The sequence below is a fragment of the Variovorax sp. 10L426 genome, from assembly GCF_056395305.1.
This window is the reverse complement of record NZ_JBFTJF010000002.1, coordinates 368,473-386,637: the sequence shown is the minus strand read 5'-3', so window position 1 is coordinate 386,637 and position 18,165 is coordinate 368,473. Positions and strand designations below refer to the sequence as shown.

Here is an 18,165-nt window from a genome sequence, read left to right as displayed (position 1 = left end):
CGAGTTTCGCGACCCTGACCGGGTTCTGACTGGTCTCCGGGGCTGCTACGACAACCGCCGGTTGTCGTCAACACGCGAGGTTGCCTTTGCGGGATCGCTTCCGCCGCCTAGGATGGCGAGTCCGTGGAGGACCTTGTTTCACTGCAACGGAGATTTGATCCATGTATGCCTGCGCATCCTTGACAGACGACACGGTGGTGCGGCGCGCCGTCTGTCTTTGCCATCGCCCTGAAATCCAGACGCTGACGAATCGCATCAACGCGGACCTGTCGCGCCGCGGATTCGTGGTCGGCATGGCGGCCTCGATCGCATCGCTCGGCCTTCCGTTTCGTGCGCTGGCGCAATCCGCTTCGCCTGCGGCGCCGCGGCCCGTGATGTTCACCAATGTGCGCCTCTTCGACGGCAAGTCAGCTTCGCTGCGCGATGGCATGTACCTTCTGGTCGAGGCCAACCGCATCAAGGGCATCGGCACGGGCACGCCGGCGGCGCCCGAGGGCGCCCAGGTCATCAACGGCGGTGGCCGCGTGCTCATGCCGGGGCTGATCGACGCGCATTGGCACGCGATGTTTGCGGCCTTGCCCTTGCCGGTCCTGCTGCAAGGGAACATCGGCTATATCCATCTCGCCGCCGCCGGGGAAGCCGAGCGGACGCTGATGCGAGGGTTCACGACGGTGCGCGATCTCGGTGGCCCGGCTTTCGCGTTCAAGCAGGCGATCGACGAAGGTCTTGTCGTCGGGCCCCGCATCTACCCGAGCGGCGCCATGATCACGGGCAGCGGAGGCCACGGCGACTTGCGTCCCTTGTCCGAGGTTCCGCGCGCTCCGGGTGTCCCGAGCTTCGTTGAAAAAACGGGTGCCGCCGCGATCGTCGACAGCCCGGACGAGATTCGGCTGCGCGTGCGCGAGCAACTGACGCAAGGCGCATCGCAGGTCAAGCTCGTGGCCGGCGGCGGTGTCTCTTCGCCGCGCAGCCCGCTGGACCTGACGACGCTCTCCGAGGCAGAGTTGCGCGCGGGCGTCGAGGTTGCGCGGGACTGGAACACCTACGTCGCCGCGCATGCCTACGCGCCGACCACGGTCCAACGCGCCCTCGCGGCAGGCGTGCAATGCATCGAACATGCGCACCTCATGGACGAGACGACGGCGAAGATGATGGCGGACAAAGGCGTCTGGCTGAGCATCCAGCCTTTCCTGTCCGAAGAAGATACGGGCGTATTGACCGGACCCAATCGCGTTGCAGCGCTTCAGGTCTTCGCCGGCACGGACAACGCCTACAAGCTGGCCAAAAAGCACAAGATCAAGACGGCGTTCGGTTCGGACATGTTGTTCGCGCCTGCGCTGGCAAGGCGGCAAGGCACGATGCTCGCGCACCTGACGCGGTGGTACTCCAACAGCGAAATCCTCACCATGGCGACTTCCGTCAATGCGCAACTGCTGGGGCTGTCGGGGCCACGCAATCCCTATCCGGGAAAGCTCGGCGTCCTCGAGGAAGGCGCCTATGCGGACATGTTGCTCGTCGATGGCAACCCGCTCGACAATATCGCGCTGTTGGCGACTCCCGAAACCAGCCTTCTCATCGTCATGAAGGACGGCAAGATCCACAAGAACACGCTGAAGGCCTGATGCCGGATGGCCGAGAGCCCTAGCTTTTCTTGGAAGTCTTCGCGAAGAACTGCGTCGGCTGGTGCTGAACGGTTTCGCTGCCGCACTTGGGGCAACGCAGTCGAGCCGTCTCATGCTCGGCCACGTGCTCGACGTGCTCGAAAATCTCACCGCATTTCGCGCAACGATACTGGTAGGTGGGCATGGCGCTTCTCCATTCGGACTGCGCATCCTAAGGCGAGGCCGCTGCCGGGGAAACCCCTTCGGCGCAAAGGGCCGCGCTCGGTCCGGAATCAGATGACCCACTCCACTCAACCGCATCGCGTACCTGGCCGCCTCACTTCCTATTTCTGGAGTGGCGATGCCATCCGCAGTCGAAGCGTGAGCGATGTCGTGCTGTCGGGCACGGTCGACATACCTGCTCCCCCTGCAAGGCTGGTGGCGGATTGGGAAAGAGAGATATCACTGCGAATGAGCCTGGAACCCGGCGACGTCGAGGCCCTGCCTCTGGCGCGTGCGCGCATGCGCTGGCCGGACTATCGGCACTGCGTGCATGCGGTGTCTGAATGGACGCGTTCGCTCGGTCTGCAGGAGGTGCTCGTCACTTCCGACGTCGCCCTGATGGCTTGCCGCGGCGCGAAGTACCACCATGACGGCGAACACTATGGTGGTGCGGCCTTCTGCAATCTATTCCTGAGCGAGGACAAGGGGCTGGACTTGCACTACCCCGCGACCGGTCATCGGATCCCCCTTGCCAGGGGCACGGCCGTGATCTTCGATACCGGCCAGCCGCACGCCGTCATCAAGCGCGGCGGCGGCGGCTTTGATGCGGCCGATTTCGGCCCCGATCGGGACTGCACCCAGGTGTTTCTGACATGGGAGCTTCCCATCGAGGACGCCCAGGTCGGACGCGCACTCCATGTCGCCTTCGACATCGACCCTTCGACTTCGTCGCAATTGGAGGAAGAGCAAGTCTGGCTTGACGGCGCACGGGCCAATGTATGGCCGGATTCTGGTCGGTGGCGCCGGGCTGACCAGCCGTCGTAGGCTCAATCGACGTCGACAACCATCTGATATGAATGGCGCTTGCTGAAAGCGACCACGACATTCACTCGGGCACGGCATCACTTACGGATATTGGGGGCTCAAATTCCTGTCGCGCCCCAACTACAACTTGTCGAGTGCGGCACCATTTCTGCACTTTTGCCGCATTGTGAGAATGGCTGTTCCTTCGGATAGCCGGCTCAAGCTCCGACGACGAGGTGCGCGGCCCTGGGGTCGCCGGGTTGGCAACTCCCCCTTAGACTTCCGAATCCGGCCACCACCGGTCATTCGACGCGGGCGGCTACTGAGGAGACTTTTTCGATGGCTTGGGTTCGAGACGTCAACAGCTTGTACAACTTCATCGGGTACGTCGTGCTTCGGGCGCCGGACCGGTTCCCGCGAGAAGACTACTTGCGCGACGATGAGCAATTGACACTAGACAAGGCGTTTGAGGAGCTGCGAGCCGGTGTCAGTCTCGTACAAGCTGACTTTCCTGAGCGCCACGTCTCCGGCGAACTGCAGCTCATCCTCGACGAGAGCCTGGCGCTTTACCGGTCAGGCGAAAGGGTCGCGGCGGCACGTCGTCTGCAGGATTTCTCGACCGCAATTTTCAACGAATGACCGGCGCGAGAGCCAACAGGCGGCCACAACCGGTCAGTCGCACCTGACTTCCAGCCAGAGAACCTAGAACATCTATGACTGCATCCAGGCAGAAGGCACTTGCATTGGCCAAGTCGTTGGGCCTTCCCGTGAATAACCGGCTGCCGCCCGTCGATGGGCGCCTTCGGCCGCTTTCCGCCATCATCGAACGTGCGCTATGCCTCAATGTCGTCGCGGCCGTCTCGTACGGCCTGCTGTGGCAAGCTGGCCGCAAATGGGTTGAGCGCGAGGGCCTTTGGTTGTCGCTGACACCCGCCGAGCGAGAGTTTCTCACCGGGCCGGGACTTAACGCGACCAACTTTCGTGGTGCTGTGCAGTCCCTCTATGCCCTCGCATGGGTCTTAGGCTTGGCGACGCCGCTCTCGCCTACTTCGCCGGTTCCGCAGGATTTCTACAAGGTGTTGCCCGACCTGAAGTCGGGCGAGTCGAGTGAGCGATTTCGCGCCAGAGTTCATGGCATCACAGAGAGTGAGGCACTTGGGGCGCTGGACATCTTCTACTGCGTTCATTGGGGGGTGCGAGAGGCAGGGTTTTCGGGTTCTCCTGCGCGCTTCGAAGGACTCGACGAGCGGCGACATGCACTCGAATGGGCGATGAGCACGGTGGCGTGGGACGAGGTATCGCTCGACACCTGAGGGCGAGCAACTCTAACTGTCACGTCCGCCCGAGCGTCCGCTTTGCAGTGCGATCCGACGGCCGGTATGGGCCCTAACCCGGCCTACAGCAGACGTCGAAACTGCCCGGAAGCGGCCGTTCTCGAAGCCGTGCGACACAGAGGCGGAGATCCAGTCTTCCCGCTGCCTAGCCTTTAGGCACGAATTTGGACACCTTGCCCGAGGCGGCTGAACGAAGGTGCGCCAATTCAAAGCGCACGGCCTCAAGCGGTGAAGGCGCCACGGGCCTCAGCTCGTACTCCGCCGATAGAACGCCAACGACCCTGCCAAGGCCAGCAGCGCGGCGCCGCACGAGCGGTCCAGCCACAGCACCGCCCGCTGGCGCAAAAGCCGCACGGCGCGGGCGCCGATGACCGCGTAGCCGAGCATCACCGCGAAGTCCAGCCCCGCGAAGATCAGGCCGATCACGACGTATTGAGGCCATTGCGGCGCAGATGCGTCGATGAACTGCGGCAGCAGTGCCGTGCAGAACAGATAGCCCTTGGGGTTCGTCACGGCCACCAGAAAAGACTTCGCGAAGACGCGGCGAGCGATGGCTTCCACCGGCGCCGCTCGCGCCTGCGAAAGATCCAGGTTGCCCTTGGAGCGCAGCAGCCTGAGACCGATCCATGCAAGGTAGGCCGCGCCCACCCATTTCACGACGGAGAACCAGAACTCCGACGCCGCAAGCAGCGCACCGAGCCCCAAGGCAACAGAGCCGACGAGCACGAAATCCGACAGGACCGCCCCGAACATTCCGGGAAGCGAGCGGCGCACGCCGAAGCGCGAACCGTTCGCGAGTGCCAGCAACACGGTGGGTCCCGGTGTCGCAATCGCCACCAGGGCGACCAATGTGAAGACGGCAAGGGTAGTGAGGTTCATGGACGTTCCTGGATGTCCAGATAGGCATCGACGGCTTCGCCGAGTGTCGCGTAAAAGGTCTCTGCGCCAAAGCGCGCGAAAAGGCCGAAGCGCTTGAGCTTGTCCTTGACCGGGTCCTTCATCTCGGCAAAGCACAGCTCGATGCCCTGGGCATGCAGGGTGTCGTCCAGTTCCGCCACGATGTCGGCGGCGGTCACGTCGACGCTCGTCACGGGCTCGGCCGCGACGACGACCCATCGAACCGGCGCGGGCGCGCTGGCGACTGCCGCCGTCACGCGGTCCCGGAAGAGTTCCGCGTTCGCGAAGAACAGCGGCGCATCCCACCGGAACAGCACGAGGCCCGGAATGCGCTCCGCTTGCGGGTATCGCGTGATGTCGTGGTAGCCCCTCACGCCGCGTACGCGCCCGAGCACTGCCGAATGCGGACGCCAACCATCCCACAGAAACTCGATCACCGCGATGGCCACCGCGATGCCGATACCCTGGATGGCACCGAACACCACGACGCCCGCGAAGCAGATGATCGACAGCCAGAACTCCCATCGCTGGATGCGATAGATGCGGCGCAGGTCGGTGATCTCGATGAGTCCGATGGCCGAGGCGATGACGACCGCCGCGAGCGCCGCACCGGGCAGGTTGCGCAGCAGGTTCGGTGCGACGAGCAGCAGCGCCGTGATCGCGAGGGCGCCGACGATGCCGGTGAGCTGGGTTCGCGCGCCGGCGGCTTCGGCGACCGGCGTGCGCGACGAGCTGCTGCTGATCGGAATGCCCTGGAAGAAGCCCGATGCGAGATTCGCGGCACCGAGGCCGATCATTTCCTGATTGGGATCGACATTCGTCTGCGTTCTCGCGGCGAAGACGCGCGACAGCACGCTCGTGTCGGCGAAAGAGACCAGTGCGATGGCCAGGCCGCCGAGCAGCACGGGCCCGATGTCGTTCACTCCGATGATCGGCACCGAAACAGCCGGCAGGCCTTGGGGCAGGGGTCCGAGCACCGACTGGCCGACGCGCGTCGACAGATCGAACACGCCGGCGACCAGCGTGGCGCCGACCACGCCGATCAACACGGCCGGCACGCGTGGCTTCCGTTGCAAGACCAGGATGGTCGCGAGCGTGCCGGCGCCGACGGCGAGCGTCGCGCTATTCGTCCGTCCCGAGAACACGCCTTCGATGAACGCCCAGAGCTGCCGAAGCGGCCCCTCCGATTCGACGGAGAACCCGAAGAGCTTCGGCAACTGGCTCAGCAGGACCGTGAACGCGATGCCGTTCATGTAGCCGTAGCGGATCGGCTTTGAAAGAAGCTCAGTCACGAAACCCAGTCTCGCGATGCCTGCAGCGATGCAGACCAGCCCGGAGACGATGGCCATGGCGCTGGCAAGCGCGATGGCGCGCATCGGGTCGCCACCCGAGAGCGGAAACACGACCGCGAGAATCAGCGCCGCCAGCGCCGAGTCCGGACCGAGCACGAGGATGCGGCTCGGACCGAACAGTGCGTACGCCAGAAGGGGCACGATGGTCGCGTAGAGGCCGTAGATGCCGCCGACGCCCGAGGCCTCGGCATACGCGATGCCGACCGGGACCAGCATCGTCGTCAGCACCAGTCCGGCAACGATGTCGTGGCGCAGCCAGGTCCGGTCATAGTCGCGCAGCGTGCGCCAGCCCGGAAGCCAGCGGGAAAAGGACCTGCCGGACGTCACAGCAGCCATTCGATCGGGAGCTTGGCGCCGATGTCGACGACGGCGCGCTCGAACCATCCGGTCTTCGGATCGACGGTGAACACCTTGCCGTCGGCATCGAGCCACGTGACGTTCCCGTCCTTGTCGATGTTGACGCGGTACGCCAGCGAAGGGTAGGCGTGTTCGACAACGGTATGGAGCTTCGCAGCGAGCGTGGGGCTGTCGATCACGAGGCCCATCTCGGTATTGAGGCGGGCGGAGCGCGGATCGAGATTGAACGAACCGACGAAGATGGCTCGACCATCGACCGCGTAGGTCTTGGCGTGAAGCCCGGCCTTCGATCCTCGGCCGATCTCGCTGGCGCGGCTCATGATGGGAGCCGCTTCAGGCTTCAGTTCGAAGAGTTGCACGCCAGCCGCCAGGAGTTCCTTGCGATGCTTGATGTAGCCGGCATGCACCGACTTCTCGTCGGTCGCGGCGAGCGAATTCGTCAGCACGCGCACCTGCACGCCTCGCTTGGCCAGGTCGGTCAGCGCCTGGGTGCCGGCATCTCCGGGCACGAAGTAGGGCGAGATCAGATCGAGCGACTTGGCGGGTTTGCCGAACGCCGTCTGGAGCCTCGGCAGCAGGAGCAGTTCCGGATGCTTGCCTGCGCTCAGCGTCTTTTCGGGATCGTCGTGCACGACGGTCGCCGTCGTCCATTCCGGATTCACCGTGCGGGCCAGCAAGCGCTGGACGATGTCCGTGTGGGCGATGGCCTCGGCGTACTTGGCCGTCACCGGATCGTCGCGCACCGTCTGCGCGCGACGTGCGAGCGCCTCGCGGGATTCCGGTGTGACGCCGGCGAGGATCTTCGTCGCGGGGTAGGCGGAGGCACTGTTCCAGAACAGGTCGAACTCGGCCGAGACCGACCGGACCACGTCGCCGATCGCGATGATGTCGAGGTCGACGAGACCCGTTTCCGCGCCCGCCTCGAAATACTCGTCCGCGATGTTGCGCCCACCGACGACCGCGACCACGTTGTCGACGGTGAACGACTTGTTGTGCATGCGATGGTTCAGGCGCGTGAAGTCCGCGAGGAAGCCGAGCGATCGGGCGCTGCGTCCGGCGAAGGGGTTGTAGAGGCGCAGTTCCAGATTCGGCTGCGATGCGAGCAGCGCAAGGGTCGGGTCGAGCCCGGTGGTGTTCAGGTCGTCCAGCAGGATTCGCACGCGCACGCCGCGTTCGGCAGCGCGCATGACTTCGTCGAAGAGAAGCGTGCCCGTCGCATCGTTGTGCCAGATGAAGGTCTGGATGTCGATCGACCGTGTCGCGGCCTGCGCGAGCGCTGCCCTGACGCCGAAGGCGACGTGCCCGTCGTTGATCGCGACGACGCCGGTCTTGCCGGGGTGCGCCTTCGCCTGGGGTTCGATGGCACGTCCCAGCGGGCTGTCGGCGGAAGGGGCGAGTGCGTAAGTCGCGGGGCGGTCCTGCTGGGAGGGCAGTCCCGCGCAGCCGGTGGCGAGCACGAGCAGCAATGCGGCGGCGCCGGCGCCGACAGCCCGCAACGCACTGCTCAGGAGGGGACGAGCGACGTGACGATCAGCTGTGTCGATGGGGTTCACGTGTCTTCTCCGGGTTGCATGTCGGCCGGGCGGCGAATGCTCCCATCATGCCGCGCGATGCTGGCGAATCAACTGAGATGCGAAACCGCATTTCCATAGTACAAATCAGCAAAAGGCCGCGAAAGGCCGGGAAGCCAAGGAGACAAGACCATGTTGGGACTGATGCAGGATCGGCCGTTGCTGATCTCTTCGCTGGTGGAGCATGCGGCCACCTTCCACCCGGCGACCGAGATCGTCTCGCGCCGGCCCGAGGGGGGAACACACCGCACCACCTGGCGCGGCGTTCGCGACCAGGCCCGCCAGGTCGCCGGCCTGTTGCGCGACCTGGGCGTGCGGCAGGGCGACAGGGTGGCCACGCTGGCCTGGAACTCCGACCGGCATCTGGCGCTTTACTACGGCGTATCGGGCTCCGGCGCCGTGCTGCATACCGTGAATCCACGGCTCTTTCCGGACCAGATCGACTACATCGTGAACCACGCAGAGGACGGGGTGCTGTTCTTCGACGCATGCTTTGCGCCGCTCGTCGAAAAGCTCGCGCCTCGCTTCAAGACAGTGAAGCACTTCATCGCGCTGTGCGGGCGCGAGCACCTGCCCGCGACTTCGTTGCCGAACCTGCGCAGCTTCGACGAACTCGTCGCCGCGCAAAGCACCGACTACGCCTGGCCCGAATTCGACGAGCGCACCGCCTCGTCGCTCTGCTACACCTCGGGCACAACCGGCAATCCCAAGGGCGTGCTGTATTCACATCGCTCGACCGTGCTGCATGCGCTGATGGAACTCGCGCCGGACACCTTCGGCATCAATTCGGGCGAGACGCTGATGCTGATCGTGCCGATGTTCCACGCCAATGCCTGGGGCGCGCCGTATGGTGCGGCGATGGTCGGCGCGAAGCTCGTCCTGCCGGGCCAGTTCCTCGACGGCAAGAGCGTCTACGAGCTGATACGCGACGAGAAGGTGACCTTCTCTCAAGGCGTGCCCACCGTCTGGCTGATGTTCTTCCAGTACCTCGATGCCAATCCCGATCTCGATACGGCGGCGCTGTCGCTGAAGCGCGTGGGGATCGGCGGCGCGGCTGTCTCGCGAGCGATGCTGGAGCGCTTCGAGGGCCAGTTGGGCGTAGAGGTGGTGCAGGGCTGGGGCATGACCGAGACCAGCCCCATTGGCGTCATCAGCAAGCTGCTGCCGAAGCAACAGGCGCTTTCCGGCGAAGCGCTGGTGAAGGTCAAGCTCAAGCAAGGTCGCGGTGTGTGGGGCGTCGACCTGAAGATCGTCGACGACGAAGGCAAGCCGCTGCCGTGGGACGGCCAGGCCTTCGGCCACCTGCGGGTGCGTGGGCCCTGGATCGCCAGCGGCTACTACAGGTCCGAGGGCGGCGTGGTGATCGACGACGAAGGTTTCTTCAGCACGGGCGATGTCGCGACCATCGACCCCGACGGCTTCCTGCAACTGGTGGACCGCGCGAAGGACGTGATCAAGTCGGGCGGTGAATGGATCTCGTCCATCGATGTCGAGAATGCGGCCATGGGCTGCCCTGGCGTGGCCGAGGCGGCGATCATCGGCGTCGCGCATCCCAAGTGGGGAGAACGTCCGCTGCTGCTGGTCGTCAAGCGCCCGGGCGCCGATGTCGGCAAGGAGGCTGTGCTCGAATTCCTCGCCGGCCGCATCGCCAAGTGGTGGCTGCCCGACGACGTGGTGTTCGTCGACGAACTGCCGCATACCGCGACAGGCAAGCTGCTCAAGACGAAGCTGCGCGAGCAGTTTCGCGACTACAAGCTGCCCACGGCCTGAGCCTGCAGCCAGCCGATCGCGCTCAGCGCGGCGAACAGACGCTGACGACCATCTTGCAAGGCTCCGTCGGAAGATGGTTGTCGCACTCGGTCACGGCGGCCTTGCCGGCGGCGCTCGCCGTCGGAGCGACGGCCGTGCCCCATTCCCCAAAGTTGCCCGTCGCGAGCGCGCCGCATGTGCGATCGAAGTACGCGCGGACGACGCAAGTGTTGGCACGGCCCGCCGCGCGGTCGCATTGGGCGCGTGCCGCGCGCTCCGCCGCTTCGCGAGAAGGGTGGTTGTACGAGAAGCCGTACCACCCGGACATCGCCGCGATGGCGCCCCAGCTGGGGTTGGAGCCGGGATCGGCATGGGCTGGAGTGACGGCGATGTCGGCCAGGCCACAACTGAACAGGAACACCAGCACGGCAAGGACGCGGGCGGCGCGAAATCGAAGGTTCATCCCTGAAAGCTTAGCGCCTGGCGGATCGCGCGCAGTCGTTGAATCATGGTGAAGAAGTCCTCGGCCCGGGTACGACGGATTTCGAGGGATCCATCGAACTCTCGCGACGCGCAACCGAAGAATCCGCGTGTTGGGCACCCGTCGAGCGACCATGGTCGATCAAGGCGACCGCGATTGCCGCTATCACCGCCGGGATCGCAATCGCCATGAAGTTCTGCTGCAGGGGGAGTGCCAGGCCGACAAGGCTGCCGATCACGATCGGGGCGAGGATGGCGCCACTTCGCCCCACGCCGGAGGCCCAGCCGATACCTGTGGCACGCACCGCCATCGGATAGAACTGGCCCACGTAGGCGTAGGTCACGATCTGCGTTCCGATGGTCGACGCGCCGGCCAGGCCGACGAGCAGGAACAGCGCTTCCGTCGGAACGCGATAGCCCAACAGCGTGATCGACACCGCCGCCAGCGCATACATGCCTACCAGGACATATTTGATGTGAAAGCGGTCGGCGAGCCAGCCTCCGCCCACCGCGCCGATCATGGCGCCGAAGTTCAGCACGAGCACGAAGGTCAGGGCCGATCCGAGGCTGTAGCCGGCGGTGGCCATCAGCTTGGTCAGCCACGAACTGAGGGCGTACACCATGAACAGGCACATGAAGAACGCGATCCAGAACATCACGGTGCTGAACCCGCGGCCTTCCTGGAACAGGCGACCGATCGGCGCGCTCACGGCCTTGTCCTCGCGCGGCAGCGCGAAATTGTCGCCGGCACCTGGCCTGTAGGTCGGATCGAGGCGCGACGCGAGGCGCTGCAATTCGTCGAGTCGATTCGCCTTGATGAGAAAGGGCATCGACTCGGGCATCGATTTCAGGATCGCGGGGATCAGCAATATCGGCAAGCCTGCCGCAAGAAACACCGACGACCAGCCATAGGCTTCGATCAGTCCCTTGCCGAGCAGCGCGGCCAGCATGCCGCCAACGGCATAGCCGCTGAACATCAGCGTGACCATCGTGCTGCGGATCTTGCGCGGTGAGTACTCGGTCATCTGGGCGACCACGTTCGGCATCACGCCGCCGATGCCGAGCCCGGCCATGAAGCGCATCACGCTGAAGCTGACGGGCTCGTGGGTCAGGCCAGCGGCCGCGGTGAAGGCGCTGAACAGTGCAATGCAGATGACGATCGCGCGTCGCCGGCCGATCTTGTCCGCGATGGTCCCCAGGAAGACAGCGCCGAACATCATGCCGAACAGCGCGGAGCTGACCATGAAGCCGGCGTTCGTCGGGCTCACGCCCATCTCCTTCATGATCGAAGGCAGCGCAATGCCGGCCACCGCGAGGTCGTAGCCATCGAAGATGATGATGAGGGCGCACCAGAAGAGAACCAGCCCGTGGAAGCGATTGAAGCGGGCCTCGTCGGCCAGCTTGTGGAGATCGATGTGGCGCATGGTTTGTCTCGATGTGTGGGGTGAATAAAGACCGTCGCGGCGTCAGCCGAGATCGCCGCCGGCGACCGGTACGACAGTTCCCGTGATGTAGGAGGCATCGTCCGATGCCAGGAACAGGATGGGCCCGACCTGCTCGTCGATCGTCCCGTAGCGGTGCATGAGGCTGGAATCCACCGTCTGATCGACCACGCCCTGGTACCAGGCGGTCTCGCGCGCACTGGGCTTGGCCTGGGACTGGTTGCGCGGCACGCGACGCGGCGGCGCGTCGGTTCCGCCCGGCGCGGTGGCGTTGATACGGATGCCGTTGCGCGTGTGCTCCATCGCCAGCGATGCGGTCAGCGCATTGACGCCGCCCTTGGCCGCCGAATACGGCACGCGGTGCACACCGCGCGTGGCGACCGACGAGACATTGACGATGACACCGCGCTTCTGCTCGACCATGAACGGCAGCGCGGCGCGGCAGGCCCAGAGCGTCGGGAACAGCGAGCGTCGGATCTCGGCTTCGATCTGCGCCTCTTCATAGTGCTCGTAGGGCTTGGCCCAGATCGTGCCGCCGACGTTGTTGATGAGCACATCGAGGCGCTTGAACCGAGCCAGGCATTCCGCCACCATGGCCTGCGCACCCGCGAAGGTTTCGAGATCGGCCTGGAAGGCCGCCGCAGTGCCGCCGCCCTCGTTGATTTCCGCGACGACCTCCTCGACGATCTCGGCGCGGTCGACGGCCAGCACGGTCCCGCCTTCGGCCGCCACGCGCAGGGCGACACCACGGCCAATGCCTTGCGCCGCGCCGGTGACGATGACGACCTTGTTCTTGAAGCGGTCCGGGTTCATGCTTCCACCGCTTCGTTGGCCGACGAGAACTTCTCGAAGTGGAAGCTCCTGGGCGTGACGCCGACACCGGACATCCATTTGCGCACGCCTTCCACCATCGGCGGCGGGCCGCACACGTACACATCGACGTTGCCGTCGTGCAGGTCAGCGCTCGAGAGGTGATGGGTCACATAGCCTTGCCTGGGATGCCCGCTTTCCTGGTCGACCACGCAGGTGAAGAACTCGAAGTTCGGCAGGCTCGCCTTCAGCTCGGCCAGGGTCTCGAGTTCGACCAGGTCGTCATTCGTGTTGACACCGTAGGCAAGGCGAATCGGATGGTCCGTCGGGTTGTCCTTCAACCAGAGCAGCATCGACAGGAAGGGCGCAAGGCCGGTGCCGCCCGCGAGCATCAGGATCGGGCGCACAGCCGGGCGCAGGTAGAAACTGCCATAGGGGCCCGTGAACATCATGAAGTCCTCGGGCTGCGCCTTCTGGCGCATGTAGGTGCTCATGAGTCCGTCGGGCACGTCGCGGATCAGGAAGGCCAGTTCGGACTTGTTCGGTGCGGAACTGAAGGAATACGAGCGCGTCTCCTTGCTGCCCGGCACCATCAGGTTCACGTATTGACCCGGCAGAAATGCCAGGGGGCGCTCGGCTTTCAGCTCGAACGAGACGGTCGTTGCCGAATCGCGTTCGATCCGCGTCAGCTTGCCGCCGTGCGCGCCGACTTCCGTCTTGCACGCCGCCGACGATGCCGGCACACGCACTACGCAATCGGACGTGGGCCTCATCTGGCAGGTCAGCACATAGCCGTTCTCGGCCTCGTCGTCGGCGAGCGCATCCTCGATGTAGTCGCCCATGGTGAAGCTGCCGCTCTCGCAGTGGCACTTGCAGGTGCCGCAGGCGCCGTCGCGGCAGTCGAGCGGGATGTTGATCTTGGCGCGGTACGCGGCGTCGGCGACCAGTTCGTTGGGCTCGCACGGGATGATGCGCGAGACGCCGTCCTCGAACTGCAGGGCGATGTTGTACGTCATGGTTGTCTCCTTGACCCTTGAAAAGCTAGATGTGATAGATGTCGAGCAGGTGGTGGATGTAGTCGTTCTTCAGCACCACGTACTTGCGCTTGATCAGCGGCTTCTCGCCCCGCGTGTCGAGCGTGTATTGCGAGCTGCCGAAGTAGACGTCGACGATGTCGTAGCGGAAGCTGTGCGTGGTCCAGTTGAAGGACACGACGCATTGCTCTTCGTCCTGCGACAGCACCTCGAGGTTGTTGATCGCATGGCCCGTTCGTGTGTCAGGCATCGTGGCGCTGGAGCGCTCGGTCTGGATGCGGAAGACGCGGTCCTCGAGGCCCTGCTTGTCGGGGTAGTAGATCAACGAGACCTCGTTGTGCGGATCCGTCGTTAGCTTGTCGTCGTCATCCCACGAGGGCATGAAGAATTCGGCGTCGTCCGCGTAGTACGCAAGCCAGTCGGCCCAGCGGTGTTCGTCGAGCGCGCGGGCTTCCGAGTAGACGAAGGCCTGGAGTTGCTGGTAGGTCAACATCACTGGCCTCCTGCGGCGTGTTCGGCAACCACGGCCTTCTTCATCGTGTCGAGCCAGTACTCGTGCTGTCCGATGTAGAGGCCTTCGTCCTCGGTCTTCACGCAACTGAGGTCAGGCTTGAGGTCGATCAGGTCGGCGGTGGCATCGGGCCCCTTGATCCAGTGCGTGGCGCCGCGGCTCATGTCGTTCCACTTCACAGCGCGCGCGCCGTAGCCGTGCTGGCAGGAGCGGAACTCCTCCAGGTCGTCGGGCGTGGCCATGCCGGTCGCGTTGAAGAAATCCTCGTACTGGCGCAGGCGCCGCGTGCGTGCTTCCGGCGCCTCGCCCTTCGGCGCGATGCAATAGATCGTCACTTCCGTCTTGTTGACCGAGATCGGCCGCACGATGCGAATCTGCGAGCTGAACTGGTCCATCAAATAGACGTTGGGGTAAAGGCACAGGTTGCGGGACTTGCCCAGCATCCAGTCGGTGCGCGCTTCGCCGAACTTGCCGATCCACTCGTCCCGCTTCGAGTACAGCGGACGGTCTTCCGGGTTCGCCCAGTTCGTCCACAGCAGCAGATGGCCGTGCTTGAAGGTGTAGGAGCCGCCGCCTTGCTGCGCCCACTTGCCTGCGTTCATGGCCTTCACGGTGTCGACCTTGCCGTCGACGCTGCGGCGGCTGGTGGTGGCCGCGTAGTTCCAGTGCACGGACGACACGTGGTAGCCGTCGGCGCCGTTCTCCGCGCCGAGCTTCCAGTTGCCGTCGAAGGTGTAGGTGGAAGCACCGCGCAGCACTTCGAGGCCGTCGGGCGACTGGTCGACGATCATGTCGATGATCTTGGCGGCCTCGCCCAGGTGTTCCTTCAGCGGCACGACGTCAGGGTTGACGCTGCCGAACAGGAAGCCGCGGTAGTTCTCGAACGCGCCGAGCTTCGCCAGGTCATGGCTGCCTTCGCAGTTGAAGCTCGAGGGGTAGCCGGCCTCGGCGCTGTTGTCCTTGACCTTCAGCAGCTTGCCTGCGTTGTTGAAAGTCCAGCCGTGAAACGGACAGGTGAAGCTGGACTTGTTGCCCTTCTTGTGACGGCACAGGATGGCGCCGCGGTGTGTGCAGGTGTTGGCCAGCGCGTTCAGCTTGCCGTCCTTGCTGCGCGTGATGACGACCGGTTGCCGGCCGACATACACGGTCAGGTAGTCGTTGACATTGGCGATCTGGCTTTCGTGCGCCAGGTAGACCCAGTTGCCTTCGAAGATGTGCTTCATCTCCAGGTCGAACAACTGCTCATCGGTGAAGACGGAACGGTCGAGGCGGTACTTGTGTTCGACCGGATCGTCTTCGAGCAAGGCGTCGAGCTTGGCGAGGTTCGGCGTCGACGGGACGGGGTAGATGGGGATCATGCGTGTCTCCTCGGAGGTAAGCGAATGGGAATTCACTGAAAGGCGGTCGTCGCCAGGCCGAAGCACGCTGCTTCACGCATCGACGATCGGTATGGAAATGGGCTGGAATGGACTCCTGGCCGGCCAGCCCTGCCGGCTCAGGAGCAGCAGCGTCGGATCAGCCGACGGCGCGGGCCACGCGGGCCTGGGGAGAGGCCTCGCTCTCGTCAACGGCCGGCTGCATGACGAAGTCGAACGGCACACGGGTGAAGGGTTCGTTCACGCCGAGCGATTCGTAACCCTTGGCAGGCGTGTTCTTCTCGAGCTGGAGGATCAACCCGTCACGCGTCGCGAAGGCGAAGTCATCGTCGATGAAGCTGTCGCCCGGAACGTTGACTTGCGTCGTGAGCGTGCGCAGGCCCGGTGCGACCACGAGGAAGTGGATGTGCGCCGGACGGTTGCCGTGGCGTCCGATCGCGGTGAACAACTCCGAGGTCGGGCTGTCCGGGGGAATCGCATAGCCCGGCGGCAGGAAGCTGCGGAAGCGATAGCGGCCTTCGGCATCGGTCTCGATGCGGCGGCGCAGGGCGTACTCGGCCTGGTCCGGATCGAAATGCGAATAGCGGCCCAGTTCGTTGGCGTGCCACACATCGACGATCGCGCCAGCCACGGGCTTGCCGTGGATGTCGAGCACGCGGCCTTCCATCACCATCGTTTCGCCGCGTTTGGCGTCGCCTTCTTCATCGACGCGCACTTCGTACTTGGCGAGCGGCGCTCCGGCGATATACAGCGGCCCTTCGATGGCGCGCGGCGTGCCGGCATTGCGGCCTGCGCGTTCGTCGGCTTCGTCGAGGCGGATGTCCAGCAGGCGATCGAAGCCGAGGCCGGCGGTGATCAGGCCGGCCTGGCCGCTCGATGCCAGGCGCGAAAGCCAGTCGACGCCAGCCCAGAACTCGTCGGGCTGGATGTCCAGGTCGTCGATCGCCCGAAAAAGGTCACCGACGATGCGCGCCGTGATCGTCTGGACGCGCGGGTTGCCGTTGGGCCGGTTCGAGTGGGTGACTCTTTCCAGCAGCTGGGTCTTGCTCATTTCGTTCATGGCTTTGTCTCCGTGGGGTCGTGGGGGTGGGTTGAAGAAAGATGGAAGTCAGCGGTCGTCTTGATGGATGGACGAGGCGTGACGGCAGAGCGGCCGCACCTCGATATCCATGTAGGGGAACAAGGGCAGCGTCATCAGCGTGTCGTGCAAGGCCGCGTTGTCGGCGACGTCGAAGATGCTGACGTTGGCGTAGCGCCCGGCAACGCGCCACAGGTGGCGCCAGACGCCGTCGCGCTGCAGGCCTTGCGCAATCTCCTTCTCACGCGCCTTGAGCTGGTCGGCTTGCGCCGGTGGCATGTCGTGCGGGAGGCAAACGGTCATTTCGACGTGGAACAGCATGGTGAGGACCCTCAGGCGGTGACGGCGACGGACTGCGAGGCGCGGTCGCGGCGATAGAAGTTGAGCTTGTCGAGATCGAGTTCCACGCCCAGGCCGGGCACTTGCGGCAGTTGCAACTCGAAATCGCGGTAGTCGGGACGCTTGACGACGATGTCGTCCTTGAGCAGCAGGGGTCCGAACAGTTCGGTGCCCCAGGTGAGCGTCGGGCAGGCCGCAAACACATGGGCGGCGGCGATGCTGCCAATGCTGCCTTCGAGCAAGGTGCCGCCGTAGATGCCGACGCCGCCGGCGTCGGCAACGGCCGCGGCACGCAAGGTCGGCCAGAGGCCGCCCGCTTGCGAGATCTTGAGCGCATAGACGTCCGCAGCGGCGTTCGCGGCCAGGTCGAAGGCATCGATGGCGTCGTGCACCGCTTCGTCGGCCATGATGGCCACGTCGAAGCGGGAAGCGAGCCGCTGCAATGCACGGCGATTGCGGCGTGCCACAGGTTGCTCGATGAGGCCGACGCCGATGGCTTCGAGCGCCGCGATACCTTGCACGGCGGTGGTCTCGTCCCAAGCCTGGTTGACGTCGACGGTGAGCATCACGTCATCGCCAAGACCGCGTCGAATGGCTTGCACGTGGGCAATGTCCTCGGCCAGCGGGTGGCTGCCGATCTTCAGCTTGAAGACCTTGTGGCGGCGCGCCTCGATCAAGGCAAGCGCCTCGTCGACATCGCGTGTGGCATCGCCGCTGGCGAGCGTCCAGAGGACAGGAAGCGCACTGCGCATCGCGCCGCCCAGCAAGGCGTGGACGGGAAGGCCGAGGCGTTGGCCCTGCGCATCGAGCAGTGCGGTTTCAATCGCCGACTTGGCGAACGAGTTGCCTTGCACGGCGGCCGACACGCGCTGCATCGCGACGTTGACACCGGTCGCGTCCGTGCCGACCAGCAGCGGGGCGAGGTAGTTGTCGATCGCGCTCTTGATGCTTTCCGGGCTCTGGTCGCCGTAGGCGAGGCCGCCGATGGTGGTGGCCTCGCCGATGCCGGTGAGGCCGTCGCTGCAGACGAGGCGAACGATCACGAGCGTCTGGCGCATCATGGTGGTCATGGCCAGCTTGTGCGCGCGGATGGTCGGCAGGTCGACCAGGACGGCTTCGATGGATTGAATGGTGGGGCTCGTGTTCATGGGTTGAATGTTCGTCTTCACGATGCCTTTGGTCCAATATCGATTGGGTCCGGCAAAATA

At 64.8% G+C, this 18,165-nt stretch carries 18 protein-coding genes; 5 read left to right on the top strand and 13 right to left on the bottom strand.

What is annotated here, in order from left to right:
* Positions 1 to 161: 161 nt before the first annotated feature.
* A complete protein-coding gene (locus tag AC1DHL_RS04470) occupies positions 162 to 1,622 on the top strand; it encodes a metal-dependent hydrolase family protein (RefSeq protein WP_478160898.1) in 1,461 nt (486 codons plus the stop codon).
* A 19-nt stretch (positions 1,623 to 1,641) separates the two neighbouring features.
* Here AC1DHL_RS04470 and AC1DHL_RS04465 read toward each other — a convergent pair whose 3' ends face one another.
* Positions 1,642 to 1,806, bottom strand: a complete 165-nt coding sequence (locus tag AC1DHL_RS04465; RefSeq protein ID WP_478105561.1) for an FmdB family zinc ribbon protein — start codon at positions 1,804 to 1,806, stop codon at positions 1,642 to 1,644.
* Positions 1,807 to 1,898: 92 nt separating this feature from the next.
* Here AC1DHL_RS04465 and AC1DHL_RS04460 point away from each other — a divergent pair, with 92 nt between their 5' ends.
* The 3 genes from AC1DHL_RS04460 (at position 1,899) to AC1DHL_RS04450 (ending at position 3,940) form a co-directional block, all read left to right on the top strand.
* Positions 1,899 to 2,648: a hypothetical protein gene (locus tag AC1DHL_RS04460; RefSeq protein WP_478160896.1), complete on the top strand. Its 750-nt coding sequence runs from the start codon at positions 1,899 to 1,901 to the stop codon at positions 2,646 to 2,648.
* A gap of 345 nt (positions 2,649 to 2,993) precedes the next feature.
* A complete protein-coding gene (locus tag AC1DHL_RS04455) occupies positions 2,994 to 3,266 on the top strand; it encodes a hypothetical protein (protein ID WP_478160894.1) in 273 nt (90 codons plus the stop codon).
* A gap of 104 nt (positions 3,267 to 3,370) precedes the next feature.
* A complete protein-coding gene (locus AC1DHL_RS04450) occupies positions 3,371 to 3,940 on the top strand; it encodes a DUF4272 domain-containing protein (RefSeq protein ID WP_478160892.1) in 570 nt (189 codons plus the stop codon).
* A 267-nt stretch (positions 3,941 to 4,207) separates the two neighbouring features.
* On the opposite strand, the gene AC1DHL_RS04445 is transcribed toward AC1DHL_RS04450, so the two are convergent.
* The 3 genes from AC1DHL_RS04445 to AC1DHL_RS04435 are packed head-to-tail and all read right to left on the bottom strand — an operon-like array spanning position 4,208 to position 8,120.
* Positions 4,208 to 4,840, bottom strand: coding sequence for a LysE family translocator (locus tag AC1DHL_RS04445; RefSeq protein WP_478160890.1), 633 nt, complete (start codon positions 4,838 to 4,840; stop codon positions 4,208 to 4,210).
* Complete coding sequence (locus tag AC1DHL_RS04440) at positions 4,837 to 6,546, bottom strand: SulP family inorganic anion transporter (protein ID WP_478160888.1); 1,710 nt, start codon at positions 6,544 to 6,546, stop codon at positions 4,837 to 4,839. Before AC1DHL_RS04440 ends, AC1DHL_RS04445 begins: the two co-directional genes overlap by 4 nt.
* The gene (locus AC1DHL_RS04435) at positions 6,534 to 8,120 is read right to left on the bottom strand and encodes a phospholipase D family protein (RefSeq protein ID WP_478160886.1); all 1,587 of its coding nucleotides are present in this window, start codon (positions 8,118 to 8,120) and stop codon (positions 6,534 to 6,536) included. The genes AC1DHL_RS04440 and AC1DHL_RS04435 overlap by 13 nt, the downstream gene beginning before the upstream one ends.
* Before the next feature lie 150 nt (positions 8,121 to 8,270).
* Between AC1DHL_RS04435 and AC1DHL_RS04430 the strand changes: the two genes are divergently transcribed.
* Positions 8,271 to 9,908, top strand: coding sequence for a 3-(methylthio)propionyl-CoA ligase (locus AC1DHL_RS04430; RefSeq protein WP_478104935.1), 1,638 nt, complete (start codon positions 8,271 to 8,273; stop codon positions 9,906 to 9,908).
* 22 nt (positions 9,909 to 9,930) lie between these two features.
* Here the strand turns inward: AC1DHL_RS04430 and AC1DHL_RS04425 are convergent, their stop codons facing one another.
* From AC1DHL_RS04425 to AC1DHL_RS04385, 9 genes are all read right to left on the bottom strand, one after another.
* A complete protein-coding gene (locus AC1DHL_RS04425) occupies positions 9,931 to 10,350 on the bottom strand; it encodes a DUF4189 domain-containing protein (RefSeq protein ID WP_478104933.1) in 420 nt (139 codons plus the stop codon).
* A gap of 43 nt (positions 10,351 to 10,393) precedes the next feature.
* Positions 10,394 to 11,791, bottom strand: a complete 1,398-nt coding sequence (locus tag AC1DHL_RS04420) for an MFS transporter (protein WP_478160884.1) — start codon at positions 11,789 to 11,791, stop codon at positions 10,394 to 10,396.
* A gap of 42 nt (positions 11,792 to 11,833) precedes the next feature.
* A complete protein-coding gene (locus AC1DHL_RS04415) occupies positions 11,834 to 12,622 on the bottom strand; it encodes a 1,6-dihydroxycyclohexa-2,4-diene-1-carboxylate dehydrogenase (protein ID WP_478160882.1) in 789 nt (262 codons plus the stop codon).
* The gene (gene benC, locus AC1DHL_RS04410) at positions 12,619 to 13,635 is read right to left on the bottom strand and encodes a benzoate 1,2-dioxygenase electron transfer component BenC (protein WP_478160880.1); all 1,017 of its coding nucleotides are present in this window, start codon (positions 13,633 to 13,635) and stop codon (positions 12,619 to 12,621) included. The genes AC1DHL_RS04415 and benC overlap by 4 nt, the downstream gene beginning before the upstream one ends.
* Positions 13,636 to 13,660: 25 nt before the next feature.
* Entirely contained in the window at positions 13,661 to 14,146 is a 486-nt protein-coding gene (gene benB / locus AC1DHL_RS04405) for a benzoate 1,2-dioxygenase small subunit (RefSeq protein WP_478160878.1), read from the bottom strand.
* Positions 14,146 to 15,522 carry a benzoate 1,2-dioxygenase large subunit gene (gene benA / locus AC1DHL_RS04400; protein ID WP_478104926.1) on the bottom strand — a complete coding sequence of 459 codons (1,377 nt, stop codon included), beginning with the start codon at positions 15,520 to 15,522 and terminating at the stop codon, positions 14,146 to 14,148. The genes benB and benA overlap by 1 nt, the downstream gene beginning before the upstream one ends.
* A gap of 157 nt (positions 15,523 to 15,679) precedes the next feature.
* Positions 15,680 to 16,600 (bottom strand): dioxygenase family protein, encoded by a 921-nt coding sequence (locus tag AC1DHL_RS04395; protein ID WP_478160876.1) that lies wholly within the window; start codon positions 16,598 to 16,600, stop codon positions 15,680 to 15,682.
* 48 nt (positions 16,601 to 16,648) lie between these two features.
* The gene (gene catC, locus AC1DHL_RS04390; RefSeq protein WP_478160874.1) at positions 16,649 to 16,939 is read right to left on the bottom strand and encodes a muconolactone Delta-isomerase; all 291 of its coding nucleotides are present in this window, start codon (positions 16,937 to 16,939) and stop codon (positions 16,649 to 16,651) included.
* Between the two features lie 11 nt (positions 16,940 to 16,950).
* Entirely contained in the window at positions 16,951 to 18,105 is a 1,155-nt protein-coding gene (locus AC1DHL_RS04385) for a muconate/chloromuconate family cycloisomerase (protein ID WP_478160872.1), read from the bottom strand.
* Positions 18,106 to 18,165 lie beyond the last annotated feature (60 nt).

Bases quoted from the DNA above. Each gene is read 5' to 3' on its own strand.
- AC1DHL_RS04470 (WP_478160898.1), top strand. From the start codon at position 162: ATGTATGCCTGCGCATCCTTGACAGACGACACGGTGGTGCGGCGCGCC.
- AC1DHL_RS04465 (WP_478105561.1), bottom strand. From the start codon at position 1,806: ATGCCCACCTACCAGTATCGTTGCGCGAAATGCGGTGAGATTTTCGAG.
- AC1DHL_RS04460 (WP_478160896.1), top strand. From the start codon at position 1,899: ATGACCCACTCCACTCAACCGCATCGCGTACCTGGCCGCCTCACTTCC.
- AC1DHL_RS04445 (WP_478160890.1), bottom strand. From the start codon at position 4,840: ATGAACCTCACTACCCTTGCCGTCTTCACATTGGTCGCCCTGGTGGCG.
- AC1DHL_RS04440 (WP_478160888.1), bottom strand. From the start codon at position 6,546: ATGGCTGCTGTGACGTCCGGCAGGTCCTTTTCCCGCTGGCTTCCGGGC.
- AC1DHL_RS04430 (WP_478104935.1), top strand. From the start codon at position 8,271: ATGTTGGGACTGATGCAGGATCGGCCGTTGCTGATCTCTTCGCTGGTG.
- AC1DHL_RS04425 (WP_478104933.1), bottom strand. From the start codon at position 10,350: ATGAACCTTCGATTTCGCGCCGCCCGCGTCCTTGCCGTGCTGGTGTTC.
- AC1DHL_RS04420 (WP_478160884.1), bottom strand. From the start codon at position 11,791: ATGCGCCACATCGATCTCCACAAGCTGGCCGACGAGGCCCGCTTCAAT.
- AC1DHL_RS04415 (WP_478160882.1), bottom strand. From the start codon at position 12,622: ATGAACCCGGACCGCTTCAAGAACAAGGTCGTCATCGTCACCGGCGCG.
- benC (WP_478160880.1), bottom strand. From the start codon at position 13,635: ATGACGTACAACATCGCCCTGCAGTTCGAGGACGGCGTCTCGCGCATC.
- benB (WP_478160878.1), bottom strand. From the start codon at position 14,146: ATGTTGACCTACCAGCAACTCCAGGCCTTCGTCTACTCGGAAGCCCGC.
- benA (WP_478104926.1), bottom strand. From the start codon at position 15,522: ATGATCCCCATCTACCCCGTCCCGTCGACGCCGAACCTCGCCAAGCTC.
- AC1DHL_RS04395 (WP_478160876.1), bottom strand. From the start codon at position 16,600: ATGAACGAAATGAGCAAGACCCAGCTGCTGGAAAGAGTCACCCACTCG.
- catC (WP_478160874.1), bottom strand. From the start codon at position 16,939: ATGCTGTTCCACGTCGAAATGACCGTTTGCCTCCCGCACGACATGCCA.
- AC1DHL_RS04385 (WP_478160872.1), bottom strand. From the start codon at position 18,105: ATGAACACGAGCCCCACCATTCAATCCATCGAAGCCGTCCTGGTCGAC.